Source organism: Bacillus sp. FSL H8-0534 (assembly GCF_038005885.1).
Classification (GTDB): domain Bacteria; phylum Bacillota; class Bacilli; order Bacillales; family Bacillaceae_G; genus Bacillus_A; species Bacillus_A pseudomycoides.
In genome coordinates this window covers 2103302-2128320 of the sequence record NZ_JBBOUC010000001.1, presented here as the reverse complement: position 1 = coordinate 2128320, position 25019 = coordinate 2103302, and the positions used below count along the sequence as shown (strand labels likewise).

At 34.4% G+C, this 25019-nt stretch carries 19 protein-coding genes, 3 pseudogenes and 1 other annotated feature; of the genes and pseudogenes, 16 read left to right on the top strand and 6 right to left on the bottom strand.

Features of this window, described 5'->3' with window-relative positions:
• Window positions 1–137: 137 nt before the first annotated feature.
• Window positions 138–1457 carry an amino acid permease gene (locus MHH71_RS11015; protein WP_003203867.1) on the top strand — a complete coding sequence of 440 codons (1320 nt, stop codon included), beginning with the start codon at window positions 138–140 and terminating at the stop codon, window positions 1455–1457.
• A gap of 113 nt (window positions 1458–1570) precedes the next feature.
• Here the strand turns inward: MHH71_RS11015 and MHH71_RS11010 are convergent.
• Window positions 1571–1687 (bottom strand): annotated as a pseudogene (locus MHH71_RS11010) (IS6 family transposase); the annotation flags it as partial.
• Window positions 1688–2246: 559 nt separating this feature from the next.
• Here MHH71_RS11010 and MHH71_RS11005 point away from each other — a divergent pair.
• Window positions 2247–3785, top strand: coding sequence for a thiol-activated cytolysin family protein (locus MHH71_RS11005; RefSeq protein ID WP_040119247.1), 1539 nt, complete (start codon window positions 2247–2249; stop codon window positions 3783–3785).
• A gap of 113 nt (window positions 3786–3898) precedes the next feature.
• Here MHH71_RS11005 and MHH71_RS11000 read toward each other — a convergent pair.
• Window positions 3899–3982: pseudogene (locus MHH71_RS11000) on the bottom strand (IS6 family transposase); the annotation flags it as partial.
• 258 nt (window positions 3983–4240) lie between these two features.
• Here MHH71_RS11000 and MHH71_RS10995 point away from each other — a divergent pair.
• A complete protein-coding gene (locus MHH71_RS10995; RefSeq protein WP_006097278.1) occupies window positions 4241–5413 on the top strand; it encodes a phytase in 1173 nt (390 codons plus the stop codon).
• Window positions 5414–5882: 469 nt separating this feature from the next.
• Here MHH71_RS10995 and MHH71_RS10990 read toward each other — a convergent pair whose 3' ends face one another.
• Window positions 5883–6440 (bottom strand): isochorismatase family protein, encoded by a 558-nt coding sequence (locus MHH71_RS10990; protein ID WP_006097279.1) that lies wholly within the window; start codon window positions 6438–6440, stop codon window positions 5883–5885.
• Window positions 6441–6567: 127 nt separating this feature from the next.
• The gene (locus tag MHH71_RS10985) at window positions 6568–6768 is read right to left on the bottom strand and encodes a DUF1272 domain-containing protein (RefSeq protein ID WP_018766997.1); all 201 of its coding nucleotides are present in this window, start codon (window positions 6766–6768) and stop codon (window positions 6568–6570) included.
• 157 nt (window positions 6769–6925) lie between these two features.
• Between MHH71_RS10985 and MHH71_RS10980 the strand changes: the two genes are divergently transcribed.
• The 5 genes and pseudogenes from MHH71_RS10980 to ltrA all read left to right on the top strand — a co-directional run bounded on the left by MHH71_RS10980 (window position 6926) and on the right by ltrA (window position 13062).
• A complete protein-coding gene (locus MHH71_RS10980) occupies window positions 6926–7348 on the top strand; it encodes an Lrp/AsnC family transcriptional regulator (protein ID WP_033799788.1) in 423 nt (140 codons plus the stop codon).
• A 129-nt stretch (window positions 7349–7477) separates the two neighbouring features.
• Window positions 7478–8219: pseudogene (locus tag MHH71_RS10975) on the top strand (IS4 family transposase); the annotation flags it as partial.
• 186 nt (window positions 8220–8405) lie between these two features.
• Entirely contained in the window at window positions 8406–8960 is a 555-nt protein-coding gene (locus MHH71_RS10970) for a GNAT family N-acetyltransferase (RefSeq protein WP_006097282.1), read from the top strand.
• 162 nt (window positions 8961–9122) lie between these two features.
• Window positions 9123–9375, top strand: a binding site (T-box leader).
• Window positions 9376–9456: 81 nt separating this feature from the next.
• Window positions 9457–10716 carry an MFS transporter gene (locus MHH71_RS10965; RefSeq protein ID WP_006097283.1) on the top strand — a complete coding sequence of 420 codons (1260 nt, stop codon included), beginning with the start codon at window positions 9457–9459 and terminating at the stop codon, window positions 10714–10716.
• A gap of 696 nt (window positions 10717–11412) precedes the next feature.
• A complete protein-coding gene (gene ltrA / locus MHH71_RS10960; protein ID WP_006096946.1) occupies window positions 11413–13062 on the top strand; it encodes a group II intron reverse transcriptase/maturase in 1650 nt (549 codons plus the stop codon).
• 726 nt (window positions 13063–13788) lie between these two features.
• Here ltrA and MHH71_RS10955 read toward each other — a convergent pair.
• Window positions 13789–14262: a MarR family winged helix-turn-helix transcriptional regulator gene (locus MHH71_RS10955; RefSeq protein WP_006097468.1), complete on the bottom strand. Its 474-nt coding sequence runs from the start codon at window positions 14260–14262 to the stop codon at window positions 13789–13791.
• A 153-nt stretch (window positions 14263–14415) separates the two neighbouring features.
• Here MHH71_RS10955 and MHH71_RS10950 point away from each other — a divergent pair, with 153 nt between their 5' ends.
• The 4 genes from MHH71_RS10950 to MHH71_RS10935 all read left to right on the top strand — a co-directional run bounded on the left by MHH71_RS10950 (window position 14416) and on the right by MHH71_RS10935 (window position 17709).
• Window positions 14416–15000 carry a DUF3238 domain-containing protein gene (locus tag MHH71_RS10950; protein WP_006097469.1) on the top strand — a complete coding sequence of 195 codons (585 nt, stop codon included), beginning with the start codon at window positions 14416–14418 and terminating at the stop codon, window positions 14998–15000.
• 129 nt (window positions 15001–15129) lie between these two features.
• Window positions 15130–15714: a DUF3238 domain-containing protein gene (locus MHH71_RS10945; RefSeq protein WP_006097470.1), complete on the top strand. Its 585-nt coding sequence runs from the start codon at window positions 15130–15132 to the stop codon at window positions 15712–15714.
• A gap of 74 nt (window positions 15715–15788) precedes the next feature.
• Window positions 15789–16415, top strand: coding sequence for an FMN-dependent NADH-azoreductase (locus MHH71_RS10940; protein WP_006097471.1), 627 nt, complete (start codon window positions 15789–15791; stop codon window positions 16413–16415).
• A gap of 163 nt (window positions 16416–16578) precedes the next feature.
• Window positions 16579–17709 carry an MFS transporter gene (locus MHH71_RS10935; protein ID WP_340723691.1) on the top strand — a complete coding sequence of 377 codons (1131 nt, stop codon included), beginning with the start codon at window positions 16579–16581 and terminating at the stop codon, window positions 17707–17709.
• Window positions 17710–17794: 85 nt separating this feature from the next.
• On the opposite strand, the gene MHH71_RS10930 is transcribed toward MHH71_RS10935, so the two are convergent.
• Window positions 17795–18957 (bottom strand): IS3 family transposase gene (locus tag MHH71_RS10930; RefSeq protein ID WP_098125495.1). Its coding sequence is split into 2 segments (ribosomal slippage): window positions 17795–18690 and window positions 18690–18957, totalling 1164 coding nucleotides; the frame shifts between segments, so codons are not numbered across the junction.
• A 110-nt stretch (window positions 18958–19067) separates the two neighbouring features.
• On the opposite strand from MHH71_RS10930, the gene MHH71_RS10925 reads away from it, so the two are divergent.
• The 4 genes from MHH71_RS10925 to MHH71_RS10910 all read left to right on the top strand — a co-directional run bounded on the left by MHH71_RS10925 (window position 19068) and on the right by MHH71_RS10910 (window position 24739).
• Entirely contained in the window at window positions 19068–20498 is a 1431-nt protein-coding gene (locus MHH71_RS10925; RefSeq protein ID WP_033799369.1) for an IS4 family transposase, read from the top strand.
• 610 nt (window positions 20499–21108) lie between these two features.
• Window positions 21109–22026 (top strand): group II intron maturase-specific domain-containing protein, encoded by a 918-nt coding sequence (locus MHH71_RS10920; RefSeq protein WP_006097038.1) that lies wholly within the window; start codon window positions 21109–21111, stop codon window positions 22024–22026.
• A gap of 463 nt (window positions 22027–22489) precedes the next feature.
• On the top strand, window positions 22490–23545 hold the full coding sequence (locus tag MHH71_RS10915) for a DUF5105 domain-containing protein (RefSeq protein ID WP_003202754.1): 1056 nt from the start codon (window positions 22490–22492) through the stop codon (window positions 23543–23545).
• 231 nt (window positions 23546–23776) lie between these two features.
• Entirely contained in the window at window positions 23777–24739 is a 963-nt protein-coding gene (locus MHH71_RS10910) for a DUF3994 domain-containing protein (protein WP_006097039.1), read from the top strand.
• Window positions 24740–25019: the final 280 nt, after the last annotated feature.

Here is a 25019-nt window from a genome sequence, read left to right as displayed (position 1 = left end):
ATTTTTCGATTTTGATCAACTTAGAAGAAGGACACACGATGTGGAGCATCTTGTAAGCAATTCGCTTTTCAAGAATGGTCTATATTCCTAAGCTTTAAAAAGAGACGTAAGAATAGGATACAAGGAGGAATTATTATATGAATGGGAATACTGCAAAAACAATAGAATTTCAAGCTGAAAATACTGCAGTAAAAAATGAGAAATATCCAGACCCTAAAAAGTGGCATAAACAGGATACTACCTGGGCATTGAGCCTTTTTGGAACAGCAATTGGAGCAGGAGTACTCTTTTTACCTATTAATGCAGGTTCAGGTGGTTTATTATCATTACTGTTAATTACCATACTTGCATATCCTGTTATGTATTACTCACATAGGGCGCTTGCTAAAATGATATACGCTTCCAATTCTGCTGATGAGGGGATTACAGGTACAATAAGAGAGTATTTCGGAAATAAGGCAAGTATAATTTTTAACATAGTATATTTCGTCTCAATTTATACTATCGTGCTGATGTATTCGGTTGCACTTACAAATACTGCAAGTAGTTTTATCGTGCATCAATTGCACATGCAGGAGCCTCCAAGGGCCATTTTATCACTTGTATTAGTACTCGGTCTTATAGCTATACTAAATTTTGGTCAAGATATCACTGTAAAGATAATGAGTATGCTAGTATACCCTTTCATAGCTTCTCTACTTTTTATCGCAATATCTTTGATTCCAAAGTGGAATACGTCAATGCTTAGTTTTTCAAGTGTTTCTACTGCTTCAACAGGAACAGGATATTTTGGAACGATATTGATGATACTACCAATCATAGTATTCTCGTTTAATCATTCTCCTATGATTTCGTCATTTGTTATGAAACAGAGAGCTACCTATGGAATAGAAGCTACTGATGCCAAATGTGCTCAAATACAAAAAGTTTGTTATATCATGACATTCGTTGTTGTTATGTTCTTTGTTTGGAGCAGTACCTTGAGTTTGACTCCAAATGATCTTATAATGGCAAAAAAAGAGAACTTGTCAATCCTATCATATCTTGCTAATGAGCTTAATTCGCCTATAATCACTATTGCAGCTCCTATCATTGCTTTTATGGCTATAACAAAGTCCTTCCTTGGCCATTATATAGGAGCATATGAGGTAATGCGTGACATGATTATCAAGTCCAGTAAAACACGCGGAAAAGATATAGGAGAAAAAACAGTTAAGACAATGATCCTTACTTTTGTCGTATTAACATGCTGGTATGTCGCTTATGCAAATCCAAGTATTCTTGGAATCATTGATGCCCTTAGCGGTCCGTTAGTTGCTGCTATCTTATGTCTATTACCAATGTATGCGATCCGTAAAGTACCAGTACTAGCTAAATACAGAGGGAAAATGAGCAATGTATTTGTCATTATTATAGGTATACTTACTGTCCTAGCAAGTATTAAGTCATTATTCTAATTCACTATTGTTGGTTCTGGTGCAAAAATAGTGGGATATGAAAAAAGAACGAAAGATCCTAGCGGAATTGAATTTTAAGTTGTTAAACCAAAGAGATCATGGATAAGATATATCTATTTTTGGACAGACTTCTCACCTTGGGGAGTTTGTCCTTTTTTGATCATATGCATAACTTCTATTCCAGCAATCACTTTTTTAGCTGTTTGCAATGATTTTAATCCAAGCATATTGGGGTGCCGCCCCATCGCCATCAAGCTAACAAAACAAAATACCCCCTAAAATGAAAAAATACGCTATTATTTCAATGTAATAATAAAGGTATAAGAAATACATACATAGAAAAAATATAATAGACAGAGGTAATTATAAGATGATTTTAAAACTAGCATTTATACTTTTGGGAGTACCGCAAAACAAAAATTTCACCTCACCATAGTTGTCTATGAGAATTCAGTTCATTTTTTTGTTTTAGGGAACAATTAATTCCCAATACATGTCTTAATGCGAAAATGTGATATTTCATTGACCTTACTCAGGTATGCAATATTGCATATAAGAATGTATTGATAAAAATGTAAGCGCTTACTATAATGAAAGCATAAAGATAAATCACATCTTAGAAACAACAAAAGAGGAGGAAATAATATGACAATCGCAATGACAATTTTAAAATTTGTAGGTGGAGCACTTCCATTCGTTCAAGAACTTTTAAAAGCATTTATGTAAGTTCACTATTTAGCAATTATTTATAAATAATTATCATACCTTAATACGAAAAAAAGGAAGGAGTTGATTTTTTTGAAAATCAAGAAAAATACTAAGGGAATAAAATTACTAGCATGTTTATCAATTGGCTTATGCACTATTAATTATTCTTCTATTTCCTTCGCTGAAACAAAAACAAGTAATGCAGCTGATGCAACAAAAAAAGCTATTAACATTGATACTGGCATAGCAAATCTTAAGTATAATAATCAAGAGGTTTTAGCAGTAAATGGTGATAAAGTAGAGAGTTTTGTTCCGAAAGAAAGTACAAATTCAAATGGTAAATTTGTAGTAGTTGAACGTGAGAAAAAATCACTTACAACTTCACCAGTCGATATTTCGATTATTGATTCTGTGGCTAATCGTACATATCCAGGAGCAGTACAACTTGCAAATAAAGCTTTTGCGGATAATCAACCTAGTTTGTTAGTAGCTAAGAGAAAACCTTTGAATATTAGTATAGACTTACCTGGCATGAGAAAAGACAATACAATTACTGTCCAAAATCCTACATATGGTAATGTGTCTGGAGCAGTAGATGAATTAGTATCTACTTGGAATGAAAAGTATTCAAAAACACATACGTTACCTGCAAGAATGCAGTATACAGAATCTATGGTGTATAGTAAATCTCAAATAGCAAGTGCTCTTAATGTTAACGCTAAATATCTTGACAATGCACTGAACATTGATTTTAAAGCGATTGCAGATGGAGAGAAAAAAGTGATGGTTGCGGCATATAAGCAAATCTTTTATACCGTAAGTGCAGAACTACCTAACAATCCATCAGATCTTTTTGATAATAGTGTTACTTTTGATGAGTTAACTCGTAAAGGGGTAAGTAATGCGGCTCCGCCTGTTATGGTGTCAAATGTAGCTTATGGTAGAACAGTTTATGTGAAATTAGAAACATCATCTAAGAGCAAAGATGTACAAACTGCTTTTAAAGCCTTAATTAAGGGTCAAGGTGTTGAAGCGAGTGGACAGTACAAAGATATTTTTGAAGACAGTACCTTTACCGCTGTAGTATTAGGCGGAGATGCAAAAGAGCATAACAAGGTTGTTACAAAAGATTTTAATGAAATCCGAAATATCATTAAAGATAATGCGGAATTAAGTTCTAAAAATCCAGCATACCCAATTTCATATACAAGCACTTTCTTAAAAGATAACGCAACTGCTGCTGTTCATAACAATACAGATTATATTGAGACTACAACTACAGAATATTCTAGTGCTAAAATGACGCTTGATCATACTGGTGGATATGTTGCTCAATTTGATGTATCTTGGGATGAAGTCTCATATGATCAAAATGGAAAAGAAGTACTAACCCATAAAACTTGGGAAGGAAACGGCAGAGACAGAACTGCTCATTTCAATACAGTCATACCACTTCCGCCGAATTCAAAAAATGTAAAAGTCGTAGCAAGAGAATGTACAGGTCTTGCATGGGAATGGTGGAGAACAATTATCAATGAACAAAATGTTCCATTAACAAATGAAATGAAAGTTTCAATTGGAGGAACAACATTATACCCAAGTGCTAATATTAGTCATTAGGTAAAAGTGAAGCGCCCTGTTTACAGGGCGCTTTTTTACTTGGTCGCAAGGGTTCTGGTGCAAAGATAAAATAAAAGAGAATATAGCTCATATATTTCTAGCGGAATTCTATTTTATGCTGTAAGCCCAAACAATCGATGGATGAATTCTTTCTGGTTTTGGACAGACTGATCCCGTAAATCAATCTGTCCAAGTTTAGGAGATTACTTGCAAAAGTTTTAGAGTTTTTGCACCAGAACCACACTTTTTATGGATAGTGCAACTTTATTTTGGATGGATAATTTTCACAATACACGTAACGTTCTGCTTACGATAGATCCTGTAAATAATTTATCTGAAAATTTACAATAAATACATAAATAATTAAAAATTAATAGATAAAATAATACAAGAAAAGTGTATCTGTTCTAGTTAACAGGATAAAGAAAATTATTTTTTTCAAGGGGGAACTACAAATGTTAAAGGAAATATCAACAGTTGCTTTAATGACGAGTGTATTATTTTTAACAGTAAATTCTACACCGAATTTGGTGGGGGAATTTTCAAATCCAAGTGTACAAGAGAAACAAAAACATTCAAAACTTGTAAAAGTGGAAGCAAAAGAGGAAACAGATGCAGTTGCTAATGCGGGTGATGCAGCTGATGATCCAGCAATTTGGGTTCATCCTCATGATTCTGAAAAAAGTAAAATTATTGGAACGAATAAAGAGGGGGGGATAGCTGTCTACAATTTAAAAGGAAAACAACTACATTCGTATAACTTTGGGAAACTAAATAATGTTGATGTACGATATGGATTTCCAATTGGAGGTAAAAAAATTGATATTGCGGCAGCTTCAAATCGTTCTACAAATACAATCGATATTTTTGCGATAAACCCTAAAACAGGAGAATTAGAAAATATTACGGGATCTCCCATTCAATCTAGCATGAAAGAAGTATATGGGTTTAGTCTCTATCATAGTCAAAAAACGGGTGTTTTTTACGCATTAGTTGTAGGGAAGGATGGAACTTTTGAACAATATGAGTTATTTGACAATGGAAAAGGAAAAATAGAAGGAAAGAAAGTACGTGAATTAAAGCTAAGTTCTCAATCAGAAGGAATTGTAGCAGATGATGAGTATGGAACAATATATATCGGTGAAGAAGATGTGGCAATTTGGAAATTCAATGCGGAACCAGACGGAGGAAACCAACCGATTGCAAAAGTAGATGGTGCGGATGGAAACCATTTAACAGCAGATATTGAGGGTTTGACGATATATTATGGAAAAAATGGGACAGGGTATTTAATTGCTTCTAGTCAGGGGAATAATAGTTATGCAGTGTATGACCGTAAAGGCAACAATGAGTATATTGGTAATTTTGCTATTGTTGATGGTAAAAATGCTGATGGAACGAGTGATACAGACGGTATTGATGTAATGAGTTTTGGATTAGGAGAAAAATATCCAAATGGCATTTTTCTAGCACAGGATGGAGAGAATATGGATCATGGGAAAATAGTAAATCAGAATTTCAAAATGATAGATTGGAAAAGGATTGCAAAAGGATTCGACTCAAAATTACAGATAGAAAATAACGTAGATCCTCGTAAACTAAAATTTAGAGAAATATTTAGCAAATAGTTAAGGTGAATAAAAGGTCATTTCATAGTATATTGAAATGATCTTTTTTAGAATTTTATAATGCCTCAAAACAAAAAAAATGTACATTTTCAACTAGAGATGTCAATTTTCTCGTTTGGGGGGGATTTGCTTTCCTAAGCTTGATAGCGATGGGATAGCATCACATTCCCATCAACTTAAGAAATTGGTTGTTCCCCAAAACGAAATTTCTATCTAAGAAATACACCATTAAATGTAAAATTAAAATAAATGTATTTTATTTTAATTTCTTAAATACGCATAACCCCGTTCCAATTTTAGAACGGGGTTAAAATAAACTTTTTTAGTTTCTGGTGTGATATAATTCCATATTAAAAATATAATAACACACATTCGTTTAAATATGGTTTGGGTTATTCCACAATCACGCCTGATTGCTATAGATCAATAATTTTTTTAAGGTTCTCAATTTAACAGGGTAAATAGTGATTTATCGGTAATTGTTATGAATTGGTTGAAACAAATCCTCTTGGCTGGTCCGAACAACAGAAAAATTGTCAACATTGTAATGACCATGAAGTATTTCATTATGATGACTTATTATCTTTTCAGCAGATAGGATTGAAGAATCTGTCGTTGAATGACCATCCCCAACTAAAGTAACATCAAAATGATTCACCGTTGCAGTTCTAACCGCTGTGTCAATACAGTGTTCTGTTTTACATCCCATGATAACAAGATGTTCGATCTCGTTTTCCTTTAAAAAATCCATTAATAGTGTACCATAAAACGCATTTGTAGCTACTTTATCAAATATTTTTGCATTGGTTGGTACTTTTACTGTTTGGTGTATTTGAAAACCTGGACCTTTGCCATCAGCAACATCTTTATCCCTCACAAAGATAATCAAAGCATGTGATTCTAGTGCTTTATTAATAACCAAATTAACATTATCTAACAATGCTTCTTTATTAAGCACATTTTTAGTTTCGTTATTACCATCAACTAATTCTTGTTGGACATCAATAATAAGCAAAGCTTGGTTCAATATAAAAACTCCTTTATGCTATAATTTATATATATGTTCTCCATATCTTTCTTCATTCTAATAATCATAATATCGCCCCCTTTTATCTTTTGAACCTATTTCGTTACGAACCTAATAAGTAGTATTGTTATATGTTAAGAGAGCAGACACTACTAGATAGGGGTCTAGGTCTTTTAACAAGTTCTCCTTGACAATTAGGACATACATAATTCATTAATTTTGTACACTCCTCACAAAATGTACATTCATGTGTGCAAATAAAAGCCAAAGATTGCTCTTCAATCTTATTATTACATTTCTCACAACATTTCCTCATCTCAAGTCCCATTTTTATTCCTCCAATAACATTTTTTTCATTATATACATAAAATTATAAATATAATATAATTTTGTTTAAATACAAATTATTAGCTATTTCATCCAAAAGACTTAAAAAATTTATTCATTATAAGCGTTTTGCTTTAAATAAAAAGGGGATGTTTAGAATAGACCATATTGACCGAAAGATTTTACATATTCTTCAAGAAGATGGACGTATATCTATGACTGAACTAGGAAAAATGGTGAACTTATCAACACCAGCTGTAAAAGAAAGAGTAAAAAAATTAGAGGATAAAAATATTATTACAGCCTATAGTGCAGTTATAAACCCAGAGAAATTAAATAAGAATGTAACGGCTTTTGTTTTGTTTGAATCAAAAAAATGTCAACAATTCAGAAATTTTTGCAAAGAAAATCCTATGGTCTTTGAGTGCCACAGATTAGCTGGACAATATAGTTATTTGGTGAAAATAGTCACTGAATCGGTGCAACATTTAGAAGAATTTATAGATGCTTCAATGGAGTTTGGCTATCCATCAACTTTAATTAACTTATCATCACCAGTAAAATATAGATGTATTTTTTAGAATAGAGTTCTTCGAATTTATTTAAGGGATGCTGCCACACATCCATCAACTTAAGGATTTAGACTATTCTTGAAGTTAAAAGCACGTTACTATTCTCTTATGTTAATGAGAAGGGGTGACGTGCTTTTTATGAATATGCATCAAAAACAAGAGTTGTCTTTATTTGCCGAAGAGTTATATCGCTATATGTCTCCCGCTACACTTAATCAATTAGCTATAGAAGCAGGCGGAATGAAACGAAAACGTAAGTGCCATGGGCACCATTTTTTATCTTTGTGTGTATGGTTAAATCAGCAAATCGCTACTACCTCTCTTACTCAACTTTGTAGTCAATTAGAAACTTCAACAGCAATTTTATTAAGTCCTGAGGGACTTAATCGACGATTTAACGCGGCTTCTGTAGCCTTCTTTCGAAATGTATTTACTACACTTCTACAAGCTAAAATTGGAGGGTTATCTAGGATTTCTCATTCTCTTTCTGCTTACTTTGAGCGTATTCGCATTCTTGATTCTACAACCTTTCAAGTTCCAGATCGATTCGCAGCTACTTATCCTGGTGCCGGAGGATGTAGTCATAAAGCTGGTGTAAAAATTCAACTAGAGTATGACTTGTTGAGTGGAGAATTTTCTGATGTGAAAATTGAACCAGGAAAACGAAGTGATCAGGCGTATGGTGCGGCTCGAACAGGTATGGCACAAAAGAATGAACTATATATTCGTGACTTAGGATATTTTCGTTTACAAGAACTTTAAGTCTATTCAAGATAAGCAAGGATATTATTTATCACGTCTTAAGTTACCAACTAAGATATATAGAAAAGAATTCGAAACAGTCGTATTTAAAACAAAACCCGCTCAACTGAGACCGTTATAGGATAGCACCACATGTCTATCAAGCTAAGAAATCGAGTCACCCAAAAAAACGAAAAAGCTCATTTCTTATCTGAAAAAAGATACTAAGTGAGCTTTTTCGGATACTACCAATAATGATAGGATATGTAAACTTCACATGAATAAGATATATAATATAAAAATAACGATTAACTGAGGTGAGAGCATGGAAAATACATATGAAATTCCCAAATTAGAAACAAAGCGTCTTTTATTAAAAAAACTAGATTTTCATGATTTAGATGATTTATTTGAAGTCTATTCGGATCCTCAAACAACTACATATGTACCTCGAGAGGTACACAAAAATAAAGATGAAACTCGTCTTTTTTTAGAAAACACGATGGAAACAGCTAAGAAAGGTAAGTCCTTCATATGGTCTATTATCTTTAAGAGTGATCAGAAAGCTATTGGAACCTGTGGGATCTGGAAATTATCACACAGTAGCGCTTCTTTAGGAGCTGTTATTAACCCACTGTATTGGGGAAAAGGAGTTATCGTCGAAGCTTTAGAAGAACTAATAAAGTTTGGCTTTCAAGAATTAGATTTAAATCGTATTGAAGGAAGATGTGACATAAGGAATACAGCGTCTGAACGAGTTATGCAAAAGCTAAAAATGACATATGAAGGAACATTGAGACAAAGTGTAATGATCAATGGTATGTATTGCGATTCTAAGATATATTCTCTTTTAAAACATGAATATGATAACTTTCGATAACGGAGATTATATAAAAGAAAGGTCCCTTCGAAGATCTGAAGGGACTCTTTTAAGTTTCTAGATATAGAGACTGCTGATAAGCAGGATTATGTTAACTAAGTTTGTATATGAGATGTAAAAAACATTTACAATATATATCCAATAATGTTAGTATATATGAAATTAAATGCAATGAAGAGAAGAGTAAATAAAGTGAATTCTATACAGAGAACCCTGGTAGCTGAAAAGGGGTTAGAATTTCTTTATTGAAGCAAGGCTCAGAGCAGCACATTGGAACCGACTATAGGGGGATAGTGTGACGGGCGCTCCCGTTATAGAGCTAGGGTATAAGCATTTTTGTTGTACCTGATAAGGTTAATATGGCGACATATTAATAAACTGGGGTGGTACCGCGATCTAAAATCTCGTCCCCAAGACACTTAAGTCTTGGGGGTGGGATTTTTTATTTTGTTTTAAGTGTTGCATTCTATCTGATTATATTTTAGGAGGAATTCAATTGAGTTTAAAAAAAACATTGGAAAATTGGCGGTATCCATCTATCTTATTGTTTAGCATTGGTGTTTCAAGTGTTGGAAGTTGGGTTTACTTTATCGCTCTAAACCTTATCGTTCTTAACATAACAGAGTCGGCCATTGCTGTCTCTGGTTTATATATTATTAGGGCTTTATCAACGTTGTTTACTAATATTTGGTCAGGAAGTCTTGTAGATCGTTTAAATAAAAAATATCTCATGATAGCACTAGATGTTTTTCAGACTGTGCTAATTGCATTATTACCTTTCTTCTCTTCTTTAGGGCTTATATATGCTATGGTCTTTCTTATTACAATAGCGAGCTCTATGTACCACTCAACATCGGTAACTTATATCACGAAGTTAATACCAATAGGACAAAGAAAACGTTTCAATTCTTTACGTAGCCTACTTGATTCCGGAGCTTTTTTGACTGGACCAGCAATAGCAGGAATGATGTTTACAATTGGTACACCTAATATGGCTATTTATATCAATGCTGTAGCTTTATTTTTATCTGCATTAATTACAGTAGGAATGCCTAATGTTGAATCCTCCGCACAATTAGAAAAAACATCAGATACAACAAAATTATCTCTTAAGTTATTAATAGATGATTGGAAGCTTGTTATTAGATTTAGCCGTAAGTATTTATATATCATGATGATTTATCTTTTGTTTAGTGCGATGATAGTCATGATGACAGCTACAGATTCGTTGGAAGCTGCTTTTGCAATTAGGATACTTTCCTTATCTGAAGGTGAATATGGAGTCTTAGTCAGTATTGCTGGAGCAGGAGTATTAGCAGGTTCTTTATCCAATGCAATAATTATTGAAAAAATACCTACCTCATGGCTTATTGGTATGGGTTCCTTAATAACTGCAGTAGGTTATATGGTTTTTACATCCTCTAATACCTTTTTTATAGCATCTATAGGAGTTTTTGTTTTGTCATTTGCTACTGCCTTTTCTAATACTGGTTTTTACACATTTTATCAAAACAATATACCTGTTGATGTGATGGGGAGGGTTATAAGTATTTACGGGTTTATTGAGGCTTTTTTAATTATTACCGTTACTGCAATCTTTGGTATTTCTTCCGAGCTTATATCTATACGATTTGTTGTAGTTTCAGGAGCATTTATAATGTTTTTGGTATCTATTACACTATTTATTTGTAGTGTTCAACCATCAAAAGCGAAATTCTATTCTAATTCACCTGAGCTTAAAGATTCATTCCAATAAATTCTTTTTTTAATGAATAAAATTTGATAATAGTTATGAAATAAAAAGGATCTTTATTCAAAGATCCTTTTTACTACCGATAACGAGAATTATGGTGCGACAAGAAGTTGCATTCCCACAGTGTAGCTTACGCTACCCCTCTAGACGCAAAGAAGGTCTCCATCCGAAACTGTATTTCTGGTAACGGGAATGTAGGTTGCATGAGGAAATGCGGAAACAGAGGACAAATGCATGGTCCGGAACACTGCTAGGAGAAGATAGGTATGGTAAACGAGAGTGAAGGTTTGTAAGCTTCGTAAACGTTAGCTCAAGATAATGCATGGCTTTGCTTGGGTATTGGCAAGAGGAAAAGTAGGGTCATAATACTACTGTGCTGCGTCCCGCATCTTGCTCGGAGTAAAGAACCTGCCTAACCCTATCGCATCTGTGGAATGTGGAACTTGGTAAGCCCTATGTTATCTGTATAAACAGTAGAGAGATCGAAAGGTCAAACGATGTAACAGAGGGTATGGGATATGGGAGAAAGCAAATGCCGTTATACCGAAAGGTAACAGGAAAGCAAAAATGTATAACTGAACGGATACTGTCGTCCTTTTGAACACATTATGACAGACTTGAAAGAGGGCCCACTTCCCATAGGTCTTCAACACATAAATACATTTGTGGTTAACTTTTGATGAAAAGGAGCGTGCAGTTATGAACACCTCAGAACGAGCGTCGGCGCACGCTTCATATACAAATTGGAATTCAGTAGATTGGCATACAGTCCAAAAGTATGTGATGAAGCTACGACAAAGAATTTATCGTGCCGAACAACAAAAGAAACTTAGAAGAGTCAGGAAACTTCAACGATTACTCCTACGGAGTGAAGCTAACTTACTGTTGTCCATTAGAAAAGTAACACAACAGAATAACGGAAAGCGTACCTCTGGAGTAGACGGTTATACAGCACTTCATTCTGGAAAAAGAAACGAATTATACCGACAGCTAAAGAGGCTCAGTATATTTCAACATCTTCCCAAGCCAGCGAAACGAACCTATATCGCTAAAAAAAACGGAAAACTGAGACCTCTCGGTATTCCAACTATCAAAGACAGAGTCTATCAAAATATGGTGAAAACGGCGCTAGAACCGCAATGGGAAGCACGATTTGACCCCGCCTCATACGGGTTCCGACCGAAGCGGAGTACACACGATGCCATTAGTAATATCTTTAATAAGATTAACACAAACAGTAAGAAAAAGTGGATATTTGAAGGTGATTTTAAAGGATGCTTTGACCATCTAAGTCATCATTGGATACGAAAACAAACTTACAGTTTTCCAGGAAAAACACTGATTCAGCGATGGTTGGAGGCTGGATATATAGATCAACATTCTTTCTCTGAAACAAAGGAAGGAACTCCGCAAGGAGGAATTATATCCCCGCTTCTAGCTAACATTGCATTACACGGAATGGAGGAGGAACTTGGCGTTATATATCGAAAGACATATAAATCCAATGAAAGCTACGCAATTCATCCTAAATGCAAAATAGCGATTGTTCGATACGCGGATGATTTCGTTGTCTTAACAGAAACGAAACAACAGGCTCAATCCATATATGAAAAGATACAACCGTACTTGAATAAAAGAGGACTTGAGCTGAGTATTGAAAAAACAAAGGTGACTCACATTGAAGAGGGATTTGATTTCCTAGGTTTTTCCGTACGTCAGTACAAAACGTGGAAAGGGAATAAATTACTGATTAAACCCAGCAAAGATAGCGTTAAGAAGGCAAAGGAAAAGATAAGGAATACGTTCCGCATCATGAGAGGACAGCCTATTGGGGAACTCATTAAAGTGTTAAACCCAATTATTAGAGGGTATGGACAATATTGGAGACATGTCGTATCTCAAAAGACATATGATAAAATCGGTCATTATATTTTCGAGAAAATATGTAAACATCTTATCCGATTGCACCCTAAGAAATCATGGAAATGGATAAAGAAGACTTACTTCAAAAAGCCTCATCACGGAGGCAAGGAATCTTGGACTCCGACCTGTCCTCTAACAAATATCCAGCTCTTACAAATGCCTTGGTTTAAAATTAAACGGCATGTGATGGTCTTATATAAGAACAGTCCCGATGACCCTACTCTTAAAGAATACTGGGAAAAGCGAGACCGTAAGGTCTTTGATGGAACAAATACCTTAGATAGAATTAAACTGGCGAAAAAACAAGGGTATCGTTGTGCGTTATGCAGACAACCACTACAAAATGGAGAAAAGGTTATTATACGTGATTTACCAATACACTCAAATAAGGTTACAAAGCTAGTACATGTACCTTGCATCAAGTAAGAAGTTGTTTGGATAAAAAGAAGGCTTGAGCCGTATGACGGGAAAGCTGTCACGTACGGTTCTTAGGAGAGTTAGGGGCAGTGATGCCCCTCGCTTATCCGACTAAAAAAGTTAGTATGGATCTAACTTTTTCTTTTTTTGTTACAAACATTATATCCTCTTTATTCACAGTGTTTCGAATGTATACTTTTCTTAATGTTTTTGAAGAAAATGATTAACTCACGATAAAATGAGTTATTATCTATTTATGATGGTAATAAGTATCGCAATGATAATTGTCGTTTTTTTAGGGGATGGATTTAAGTTAGGCTCTATTTTAAAATGGATTGTGTGTATTATATGGTTTTTTGTATTTATAGGGAATCTTTGTTATTACATTAAAAGTTTGAGAAAAAGAAATTTTAAGGATTAGATTGATATGTAAAAGCCTCAATTATCTAATATATATTTAGATAATTGAGGCTTTTGATTTTGTTATTTATCTTTTATTAATGTAAGCGTCAAAGTGTGTCCTGAAGGATTTCTTGCACGAAAAGGAGTGAAAAAAATGCGAGAAATTCATGCTTTGTAAGAGATGAGGGAAGGCCCCCATATCCATCAAGCTAACAAGGACGAGTTACCCCAAAACGATAAAAACGATCAACATGCAAAGATTTTTCGTTCTGGGGTATTATGATATCTTAACTTGATGGGTGCACGGTTAGTCCCCTTTTATAAACTCATTATTTACCAGACAGGTCTTAACCTCGATGATGATTTACCCTCATTTGCTTCATAAACTAACTTTGTTAAATCTTCCTTGAGCATTTGCATTCTTTCATCGCCTATGTTTTCAATCCAACGTTGTTCCATTTCAGTTAGTATCTTCTCTTTTGCTTGCACTACTAGCCAACCTTTTTCGGTCAAAACAATAATTTTCCCTCTCTTATCAGTTGGATGAGCTTTGCGCATTACATAACCACTTTTCTCAAGATAATCCACCATTTTACTCACAGCTTGCTTTGTAATTCCTAAATATTCGGCTAGTTCTATACCTGTCGCTCCATTAGGAGTGATGCATTTAAACATAAAACCGTGTACAGGTCTAATATCTCCAAATCCCAATTCACTCAATTTGTCATGTAGTTCATTGATTGATGCGCTAAAGGATAATGACAAAAGTGACGTAAGGTCCAATTCACTAAATACTGGATGACTCATACATAAAACCTCCTTAAATAAAGTCAATATGGTTGACTACATCTGATTTCTATTGTACTATATGGCATATAGTCAATCAAATTGACTATAATTAGTTATAAGAGAAATAAGGGATTCAACGAAACAAAAATTAATAAATTATGGAGGTTTCTCATGGCTAACATCGTGAAAATTAGAGGAAGTGTGTTTGCCCCGTATGCTTGGTTAGAACCTATTAAAGATCCTACAACAGGAAAACTTTTTGAATATACTGGTGATGCACGTGAATTTACACCTTATGCTGTAAACACAATGCGGTCAAGATTAGAGCAAGAAGTGATTATTGATTTTTATAAAAAAGAAATTTTTTCACATGCAAATGCTTGTATCGTAACTGTGAAAATTACAAATCCAGATGGTTCTATCGAGTATAAAAAAGGGAGAACAAGCACAGAAAATATTGTATGCACTAATGTTGTGTGGGGTACTGATGAAGTTTCTTTTAAAATGAGTGCAAGTGCCAGCAATCCTTTAAATACAGCAGCACCTGCAGCTGACTATGTATTAACTATACACGTTAACAAAAGTGGGGTTGCACAAATTGAAGGTGCACATGATGGGTTCCCCTGCTATGAATTTTATAAACAAACAGATTTTGGTCCATTTGAATTAATATATACACATGATTTCAGAAAAACTGGTGACACTCCAGCAGCACTAGCTGGGGAAATGGAATACAGTTTTAAAACGACAATCTAGATATAAATATTGAATAGAAGTTTACAAGCAGCAAAATTATTTATACGAAAGAAATTGCGATCTGTTTTGCTCAATGGGTCAATATTATTATTACCCAAAATAAAATTAAGAATTGCAGAGGTGTGTCTCATGACTAATATCGTTAAAGTTAGAGCAAGTGTATTTATTCCAATGTCTTGGACTGAACCTAAGAAGGATACTCAAACAGGAAACGTGATTCAATTCGAAGGTGACTCACGTGAATTTACACCATATGCTGTAAATACTATGCGTTCCAGAATTGAACAAGAAATAGTTGTAGATTTTTATAAAAAAGAAATTTTCACATATGCGAATACCGGCATAACAACAGAAAGAATCAAAACTCCTGATGGTTCCGTTAATAAGAGAACAGGAAAAGCTAGTACGGAAAATATTTTGTGCACTGATGTTGTATGGAAGTCAAATGACGTCAAATTTAAGATGACTGCAAGTGCTAGCAACCCATTAAATGTATATGCACCTCCTGTTGACTACCTATTAACTGTACATGTCCAAAAAGATGGTACCGTCGATATTGAAGGTGCACATGATGGATTCCCTTGTTATGAATTTTATAAGCAACTAAATTTTGGTCAGTTTGAGAAAATTCATACACATGACTTCAGAGAAACTGGTGATACAGCTGAAGCTCTAGGTGGAGACATGGAGTATAGTTTTAAAAAGATATTATAAAGAACAATATAATACCCTTTTTATTAAATAAATATATAACAACATCAAAGAGTGAGTAACAGGAGGAAAAGCGAATGACAACAGTTTTATTTGTAAAAGCAAACAATCGTCCAGCAGATCAATCAGTTAGCGTGAGATTATATTATGCTTTTTTAGCAAGTTATAAAGAATCTCATCCAAATGAGACAGTAGTAGAGCTTGATTTATACAACGAGGAATTGCCATATGTAGGAGTAGATATGATTAACGGCACATTTAAGTCTAGTAGAGGATTGGATTTAACAGCAGAAGAAGCAAAAGCAGTAGCTGTTGCTGATAAATATTTAGATCAATTCCTTGCAGCTGATAAAGTTGTTTTTGGTTTCCCATTATGGAATTTAACAATCCCAGCTGTATTACACACATATATTGATTACTTAAACCGCGCGGGAAAAACATTTAAATATACGTCAGAAGGTCCAGTAGGTCTTATTGGAAATAAGAAAATTGCATTATTAAACGCAAGTGGCGGTGTATATTCTGAAGGACCAAAAGCCCCAATGGAAATGGCTGTTAAATATGTAGCAAGTATGATGAGCTTCTTCGGTGCAAAAGATATAGAAAAAATAGTAATTGAAGGTCACAACCAATTCCCAGATAAAGCAGAAGAAATTATTGCTGCAGGGCTTGAAAAAGCGATTAAAGTAGCAAGTACGTTTTAATTAACAAAACACTTGTCATTCTATATGGCAGTACCAACACTTTTATAGCGGTGGTACTGCTTTTTTATTCGCTTAGCTCGCATCAATTGGGTAGTAAGGATCCAATTGATGCGAGCTTTCCATTCTCAACTTATTAAACGAAAGAAAGCAGGATTACATTACAATGGAACGTTTATGGACAAAAAACTATATAATGCTGACCATTACAGCATTATTACTATTCAGTGGTTTTTATTTACTCATGCCAACACTACCTATGTTTATTAAACAATTAGGTGGAAGTGAATCTCAAGTTGGATTTATTATTGGGGTGTTTACAATATCGGCAGTCATTTTTCGTCCTATTGTTGGAGGATTAATGGATCGATATGGTCGAATGGTATTTATAATAAGCGGACTACTATTTTTCGCAATTACAATGTATTTTTATGATTGGGTAACAGGGGTTATATTTTTAGTGGTCTTACGTATTCTCCATGGAATCAGCTGGGCAGTTGCTACAACTTCGATAGGAACGGCTGTGACTGATGTTATTCCACAATCTCGTCGTGGAGAAGGAATGGGATGGTATGGACTTGCAATGACTTTAGGTATGGCTATAGGACCAATATTAGGTCTTTGGTTAGCAAAATCATTTTCATTTCATTATCTATTTCTTCTATGCACAGCATTAGCACTTATTGCATTCATACTTTCGCTGGGTACAAAAATTCCAGCAGTTCAACATACATCAAAAAAACCAATATCATTTTTTGAAAAAACTGTTTTACCAATCGCTATTGTTACATTTTTCCTATCCCTTACTTTTGGTGGCATTACAACATTTTTACCACTGTTTGCGTCAAATATTCAAGTTAATGCTGGTACTTTTTTCTTAGTTTATGCTGTTACGCTCACAGTAATTAGACCACTTGCAGGGAAGATATCTGATAAACATGGAGAAGGAGTCATTATTGTTCCTGCGCTTTTTACACTGATAGTCGCACTATTAGTTCTAGCAATGACAAATGGGATTGTTGGACTAGTTATTACAGCTATTTTGTATGGGATTGGATTCGGATCAGCACAACCTGCTCTTCAAGTAGCCATGATACGATTAACTTCACCAGAGAAAAGAGGAATAGCGAACGCTACATTTTTTACTGCTTTTGATTTAGGGATTGGTTTAGGGTCCATTCTTCTAGGATTTGTTTCACAACTCATGGGATATCAAATGCTATTCATTGTTTGTGCTGTCTCTGGGTTTGTTAGTCTGTTAATTTTTATTTTGTTTGTAAAAAAGACGCTAACATAACTTTTAAACTTACGAAAAAAGCGCTATTCTTTTTGTAGAAATATACAGTGGTCTGACCCCATTTGGTGAGACAAAGAAAAAACACCTAGACAACATGTTTCCTATAAGCTATAGGTGACATGTTATCTAATTTTCTCTGAATCCGTTCATTATTATAGTAGTGGATGTATTCATCCACAGTTTGTATTATACTAGCATTATTCGATTGTTTTATATTTTGCGCATAGAATCCTTCGGATTTCAAGTGAGAATGAAAGGATTCTATGAGGGCATTATCATGGCAGTTTCCTGTACGAGACATGCTTGTGATAATGCCTTTTTCTTTGGCATATGTTTGAAATTGTTTTGATGTATACACTTTTCCTTGATCCGAATGTAAAATCGTATCAATCACATTTCGCTTTCTTAAAGCTTCTTTTAGAGTATCTAATACAAGAGAAACATCCTGTGTCTCACCTATTTTATAACTTATAATTTCATTGTTAAACCCATCTATAATAGATGAAAAATAAAGAGTCTTATTGCCGAACATCAAATACGTGATATCCGTGAACCATTTTTCATTAGGCTTGGTAGCTTTAAATCTTCGTTGTATTCTATTTTTAGCTACCACTGGTTCATGACCGAGTACAAATGTCTTTTTCTTTTTTCTAACCCGAGATAATACGTTGTATTTTCTCATGATACGTAATACTTTTTTATGATTGATTACGATGTTAAATTGATTACGTAGACAAGCTGTAACCCGACGATATCCATACCGATATTTATGATGTTGACATATTTCTATTACGGTTTTTTCTTCATGATTAGTTACTGTTTTCTCCTGCTTTTTCCAACGATAATAAGTAGCACGTGAAATATCAAATATGGAACACAGTTCTGCAATTGTAAAAATTGATTGCCATTCCTTTATCATTTTCATTATTTCTTCTTTTCCTCCCACCTCCTTAAAATTTCTTGGCACTTTTCCAGCAATATAATCTTTGCCTTTAAATAACGTATTTCTAATTCTTTTTGTTCAAGTTCTGTTAACTTTTTTAAGCCTTTTCCATGTACAGATTGTCTTCCAATAGATTGTTCAAACCGATAGGTTTCGCCTTCACGATACCATTTCATCCAAGTTTTAATTTGAGCCACATGTTTAATTCCTAAGGCATCCATAATTTCTTTATTTTTGAATCCTTGGTGTTTCATTTCAACTACTTTCCACTTTATTTCGGCGGGATAATGCGTCTTTTTCCCCATACGAAAAACACCTCCATTAAAATCATAACTGATACTTACGATTTAGAGAGGTGTTTTTTATCGTCTCATTCTCAGGGTTCACTCCATACAGAAAGGATGGCGTTGTGGCTATGAATTTATCGATTTCTGATGAACTAGAATTGTTTTCTAAAGAGTTGCAGCGATATATGTCACCACATGCTTTGGAGAAATTTGCTAGAGAGATAGGATTTGTTCAACGAAAAAGTAAATATCGTGCACAAGATTTAGTAGCTCTTTGTGTTTGGTTAAGCGAAAACATAGCAAACACTTCATTGACACAACTAAGTAGTCGATTAGAAGCTAACACAGGTATTTCTATGAGTCCAGAAGGACTCAACCAACGTTTTAACTCTCGAGCTGTACAGTTTCTGCAACAAATATTAGCTTCTTTACTCCATCAGCAATTTTGTTCTTCTAGCAAGATTCCAACTTTGTATACAAACTATTTTCGACGTATTCGTGTATTGGATTCTACACATTTTCAGATTCCGGATAAATTCACTTCTACATATCAAGGTTCAGGTGGTAGTGGTCAAAGTGCCGGTGTGAAAATTCAATTAGAGTACGATTTGTTAAGTGGCCAGTTTCTACATGTCCATGTGGGTGCTGGAAAGCACAATGATAAAACATATGGTTCTACTTGTCTAAAATCGCTCCAACCGCAGGATGTATGTATACGTGACTTAGGGTACTTTGACTTAAACGATTTACATACTATAGACGAGCACGGTGCCTATTTCATCTCACGGCTTAAGCTCAATACTCGTATATATCAGAAAAATAAAGATCCTGAATACTTTCAAAATGGAACTATAAAAAAGCACTCTGAGTATATCCAATTAGATATGGAGCAATTCATTGACCAATTACAGTCAGGTGAAACATATGAAATTCCCGAGATTTATATTGGAATGTATCAAAAGCTTCCTGCAAGACTAATTCTGTATAAATTAACTGAAACGCAAATGAAACGTAGACAAAAGGATTTAGCACTTAAAGAACATAAGAAGCAAATTACCTATAAAGAACGCAGTAAGCGGCTTAGTGCAATTCACTTTTATATTACGAATATCTCTCCGGAACATCTACCCAAGGAACAAGTATACGATTTTTATTCCTTACGATGGCAAATTGAACTGATATTTAAAACATGGAAATCATTTTTTCGTATTCATCACTGTAATTCTGTAAAATTAGAACGACTAGAGTGCCACTTATACGGACAATTAATAAGTATCCTTCTTTGTTCTTCCACCATGTTTCAAATGCGCCAATTACTCCTCATCAAGAAGAAACGAGAATTAAGTGAATATAAAGCGATTTATATCATAAAAGATTATTTTTCACTTATTTATCAACCTTTACAAGAAGACACTCAAGAATTAATAAAGATATTGTTTCGTCTGTTTAATCTCTTACAGAAAAACGGCCGAAAATCCCATAGGTATGAGAAGAAAACAGTCTTTGATATCTTAAGCGTCGTATACAACTTTTCTATGTCTCACAATCATGTAGCGTAATCAAAAAAAATGAAACCCGATAGGTTTATTTGGTATGTAAATCTTTAAAGAACTTACACTGGATCTTTAGAAAAAAGAAAAAATCTCACCTGAAATTAAACTTATATAAGCTTAGGTTGATGGGCATGGGGAAGGCCCATCAAAATCAGTATTCAGGTACAGGTTTCAAACCACCTTTGGGTGCTGCAATCAAAAGTTGTGGTACTGAGCGCAAATGGAAAAGGCTAACAGAGATTAGTCAGGTGTGTGCCATAAAGCTGAACGAGAGTGAACAATCCGATGAAGCGTCGTTACTACTTCTATACAGTCAAAACTAGGGGCTTTTGACACCTCTAGGAAGAGTCTGAAAGAAACCTGATTACTGTTCAGATGGCTGTCGGCGTAAAGGTTGCAGGAGTATGGCACAGGTTTTTACAAGGAACAGGAGAAGTTTGTATTCTGATGATAAGCGAAAAATCCAAGCGATGAACTGACAAGGATGAAAGTAGTGATGCAGAATACAGATGCGGAAGAATCCGTAGTAGTGATGAAATGGCTGTAATGGCAATGGAGCGAAGGGACTCTGTTATCTATACTTCAGAAATTGAACAACCAGAAATGGGAGGATTTAATGAAAGAAGGAAAATCGTTTGAGATTTCACAATATCAAGTACTGGAAGCATACAAACGTGTAAAAGCGAATCGAGGTGCTGGAGGTATTGATGGAGTTGACTTCACAGAGTTTGATAAGGATTTGAAGAATAATTTGTACAAGCCTTGGAATAGAATGTCTTCGGGTAGCTATTTTCCTAATCCAGTAAAAGGAGTAGAAATACCGAAGAAGAACGGGAAAAAGAGATTGCTAGGTATTCCAACTATTAGTGATAGAATTGCCCAAATGGTAGTTCGTATGAATTTTGAGTCACTTGTTGAACTGATATTCTGTGCTGATTCTTATGGATATAGACTTAATCGCTCTGCCATTGATGCAGTGATACATTGTCAAACCAAAGAGGAAGCAGAAAGACTCTTAGAAAAGCTCAAAGAAAGAATGATGTCATGTAAGTTAGAGTTACATCCAGAAAAGACGAAAGTCGTCTACTGTAGAAGTGATAATTTCTCAAAACGACATGAGCATGAATCGTTTGACTTTCTAGGCTACACATTTCGAAGGAGATGGGCCAAGAGTAAATACGGAACATTTTTTCATGTCTTTACTCCTGCAGTTAGTAAAAGTGCTGGACAACACCTTAAAGATAAAATCCGCGAGATAAGAAAGCGGAATAAACTATACTCATTAGAGGAACTAGCAGACATTATGAATCCAATCTTACGTGGTTGGGCAAATTACTTTATAAAATTCTGTGCAAGTGAGGCAAGAAAGATACTCGACTTTGTGAATCTCACATTAGTCAGATTTATCAGGTTTAAGTATAAAACGGTGAAAAGAAGCAAAGCTAAAGCCTTTAGATATTTAGTACGTATGGCAAAAGCACAACCAAACCTGTTTTATCACTGGCAAATGGGGATACGTCCGACAATTGGATAACAAGAGCCGAATGAAGGGAGACTTTCACGTTCGGTTCTGTGAGAGGCTCAGGGTGAAATCCCCTGGGCCTACTCGACTATTCCCCACCTGCCATTTGAAAATAACCAATGAGATAATCTCCTTACATACTATATGTGGAGGTTTTTTTATGGAAAAACATCTATTAAAGTTACTTGACGTTTACAAATAAAAGGAGTGCTTATTTTATAGAAATAAGCACTCCTTTGTTTATTTCAAATTAAGAATTTCACAGCAGTCTTCAAAGAGATACAAGAGGAACCAACTGTTCGTAAAAGTTCGGTTCAGAAGGCTGATAATCAGCGAGGACAAACATAATATCCTGATATTAATCTTTAACGAAAAGTGAATGCTAGGATATGTACAAATCTTTCGACTTTGTTATAAAATGGGAATGTTGAGAAAAAATTCTTAAAGTTGTTAAGGGGAAAGGTGGAAATGCAGTATGAAGATTAAGCAGTTTATGAGTGTTTGTTTTGCAGCTATTCTTACAGTAGGTTTTGTAAGTGGTTGCGATTCATCCAAAAGCTCAACGGAAGTAAAAGAGAATAAGGTATATGGAGTTGGGGATACAGGAAAAACACAAAATATTGAGCTGAAATTAGAAAGTGCGGAATTTGTCTTACCAGGACAATTTGCGAAGCAAACAAATGACAGAGTTTTAAAGGTGAAGGTGAGTTTGAAAAATAAAGGTGATAAGGTAATTAAAATGTTGCCACAAGATTTTTCACTATACCAAAAAGATGAAAAAACGAACCTTTATTATACGTCAGATCCAAATGAGTTAAAAGGAGGAGATGTCGATAACGGGAAAAAAGTATCTGGAACCATTTATTATAATGTGAAAGATTCGTCTTCTTATGAATTGGTTTATAAAAAGTACATTATGGATCCGAAAAAAGAAAAAGAAGAGAAAATTTCATTTAAAATCCAAGGAAAAGAATTGGCGGAAAAAGCAAAAGAGCTACAAAGACCTGCTGAGGCTTTGACCGCATATTTAAATGCAGCCTTCTATGATAAAGATTCTAACAAAATTAATGATTTATCAGGCGAAGATGGTACTGCGTTTGTGAAAGAAGTAGAATCTTCTTTTAAAAGAACAAATGAAAGAATGTTTAACAATCAAATCGATGAGCAAGGGATGTTAAATTACTATAAAACTTTAAAAACAGCATTCCAAAAAAATGTGAAATTTGAAACGAAGGTAGTATCCCTAGATGGAGATAGAGCTCAAGTTGAACTAAAAGCGAAACCAATTATGTTGAACGAGTTGAAATCTAGATTTCAAAGTGAAGCGATGACAATCGCAAATCAAAATCCAAATATCACCAAAGAGGAGTTGACGAAGAAATTATTCGATTATGCAGTACAGTTAATACCAGAAGCAAGACCTGGTGATACGGAAGAAACAGTTAAAATTACTATGCTGAAACACGGAAAAAATCAATGGCGTTTAGATACAGCCTCCGCAGATCAAATTATGAAAGTATTTATTAAATAATCATAGTAAGCATTTCGTTTTAGGATGTGTGCCCCTTATAAGTCAACGTAATACCACTTAAAGGATTTGATGGTGTTATAAACGAAGTCTGTTCATTTACCGTTATTGCAAAATCTATATATGTTTTTCAAGAAAACGGTAAGCTTGAATTAAATGACGGTAAGGCAAAAGATAATATTAGGTTAGTAAAGAAAAAATAAATGTATCATGCCAAAAGGGGACTAGTAAACTATGAAACGAAACAAAGTACTATCGGTAGCAATCCCTATCATGCTATTAGCGGGATGTGGTGGGGTAGATAAAGCATCGACTGATAATAAGTCAAAAGTTGAAGCAAAACAAGAAAATAAGAAAGTAAAGCTTTCAAAAGAGGACTACCCTAACAAAGTCTATGAACTTTGTCTAGATTTTAATAGGAAGTATACAGAGCACGAACGGATACTAAACCGCCCTGCAAGAAAAAGTACCCAAGATAGTTCCTTAGAAACACTACAAAGTCAACTTGACGGTTTAATAACGGTAACTGATAAGGTCTTAAATATCGAACCTCCTAGTGAGTATGAAGATGTACATAAAAACGTAGCAGAATCAATGAATCACTTTAAAAAATCATTTGAACTCAATAAGAAAATATATGGTGCTAAAGACAAAACTACATCATCACATTTAGCGATGGTAAAAGAGTCTGATGAAGAATTGAAAAAAGCAAAAGAGTGTTGGTCAAAGTTCGAGAACGTTATTAACGATAAGAAATCAATCGGTACTAGGAAAACAGTAAGTGAAGGTGACGGTACGGTAACTGAACAAGATTTAAAAGATTTAGATAGAAAAGCCGGTATTGACATAGATGCTGTTAAGAAAAACACAACAAAAGAAGGTAAAGAGTTTGAAGGTAGTTGGGGTTTTGAAAAAGACGGTAAATTTATACCTACATTTATCTTTAAAGGTAACACATTTGAAACTTATGCAAGAGCCGAGTATCCTAGTAAAAAGAATTATGTAACAGGGACTTGGGTATACCGTAAAGACTCTTCTGAATTAATGTTAACTATTAAACAAGCATATGCAGAGGGAAAACCTATTGATTCAGAAAGACATATTATAGCATTAAAAGTCCAAAATTTTGGAGATAATAAAATGCAACTGTTTGATGGCGAGAATTTCCAAACATACCGTTTCGTAAAACAAAAATAAACGTATGAAAAGGGTTAGGTGTTGAAACCTAATCCTTTCTTAATAAGGAGGTATAGTAAACGTCAAGTAGCCCTAAAATATACTACATGAGTGGTGTATATTTTAGGGCTACTTTTTGTGTGTTATCCTTTCTTATTAATCTAGAAAGAATAACGTTTTTAACAATAATGGGTAGTAAATATTCTTAAGTTGATGGATGTGTGGTACCGCCACATGCCCATCAACCTAACAGAACAGCTTGCCCCAAAAATGATAAAAATGAACTTCGTTGCTATAAAAG

Coding starts and splice junctions, on each gene's coding strand:
- MHH71_RS11015 (WP_003203867.1), top strand. CDS start 138: ATGAATGGGAATACTGCAAAAACAATAGAATTTCAAGCTGAAAATACT.
- MHH71_RS10995 (WP_006097278.1), top strand. CDS start 4,241: ATGTTAAAGGAAATATCAACAGTTGCTTTAATGACGAGTGTATTATTT.
- MHH71_RS10985 (WP_018766997.1), bottom strand. CDS start 6,768: ATGGGACTTGAGATGAGGAAATGTTGTGAGAAATGTAATAATAAGATT.
- MHH71_RS10970 (WP_006097282.1), top strand. CDS start 8,406: ATGGAAAATACATATGAAATTCCCAAATTAGAAACAAAGCGTCTTTTA.
- ltrA (WP_006096946.1), top strand. CDS start 11,413: ATGAACACCTCAGAACGAGCGTCGGCGCACGCTTCATATACAAATTGG.
- MHH71_RS10955 (WP_006097468.1), bottom strand. CDS start 14,262: ATGAGTCATCCAGTATTTAGTGAATTGGACCTTACGTCACTTTTGTCA.
- MHH71_RS10950 (WP_006097469.1), top strand. CDS start 14,416: ATGGCTAACATCGTGAAAATTAGAGGAAGTGTGTTTGCCCCGTATGCT.
- MHH71_RS10945 (WP_006097470.1), top strand. CDS start 15,130: ATGACTAATATCGTTAAAGTTAGAGCAAGTGTATTTATTCCAATGTCT.
- MHH71_RS10940 (WP_006097471.1), top strand. CDS start 15,789: ATGACAACAGTTTTATTTGTAAAAGCAAACAATCGTCCAGCAGATCAA.
- MHH71_RS10935 (WP_340723691.1), top strand. CDS start 16,579: ATGGAACGTTTATGGACAAAAAACTATATAATGCTGACCATTACAGCA.
- MHH71_RS10925 (WP_033799369.1), top strand. CDS start 19,068: ATGAATTTATCGATTTCTGATGAACTAGAATTGTTTTCTAAAGAGTTG.
- MHH71_RS10920 (WP_006097038.1), top strand. CDS start 21,109: ATGAAAGAAGGAAAATCGTTTGAGATTTCACAATATCAAGTACTGGAA.
- MHH71_RS10915 (WP_003202754.1), top strand. CDS start 22,490: ATGAAGATTAAGCAGTTTATGAGTGTTTGTTTTGCAGCTATTCTTACA.
- MHH71_RS10910 (WP_006097039.1), top strand. CDS start 23,777: ATGAAACGAAACAAAGTACTATCGGTAGCAATCCCTATCATGCTATTA.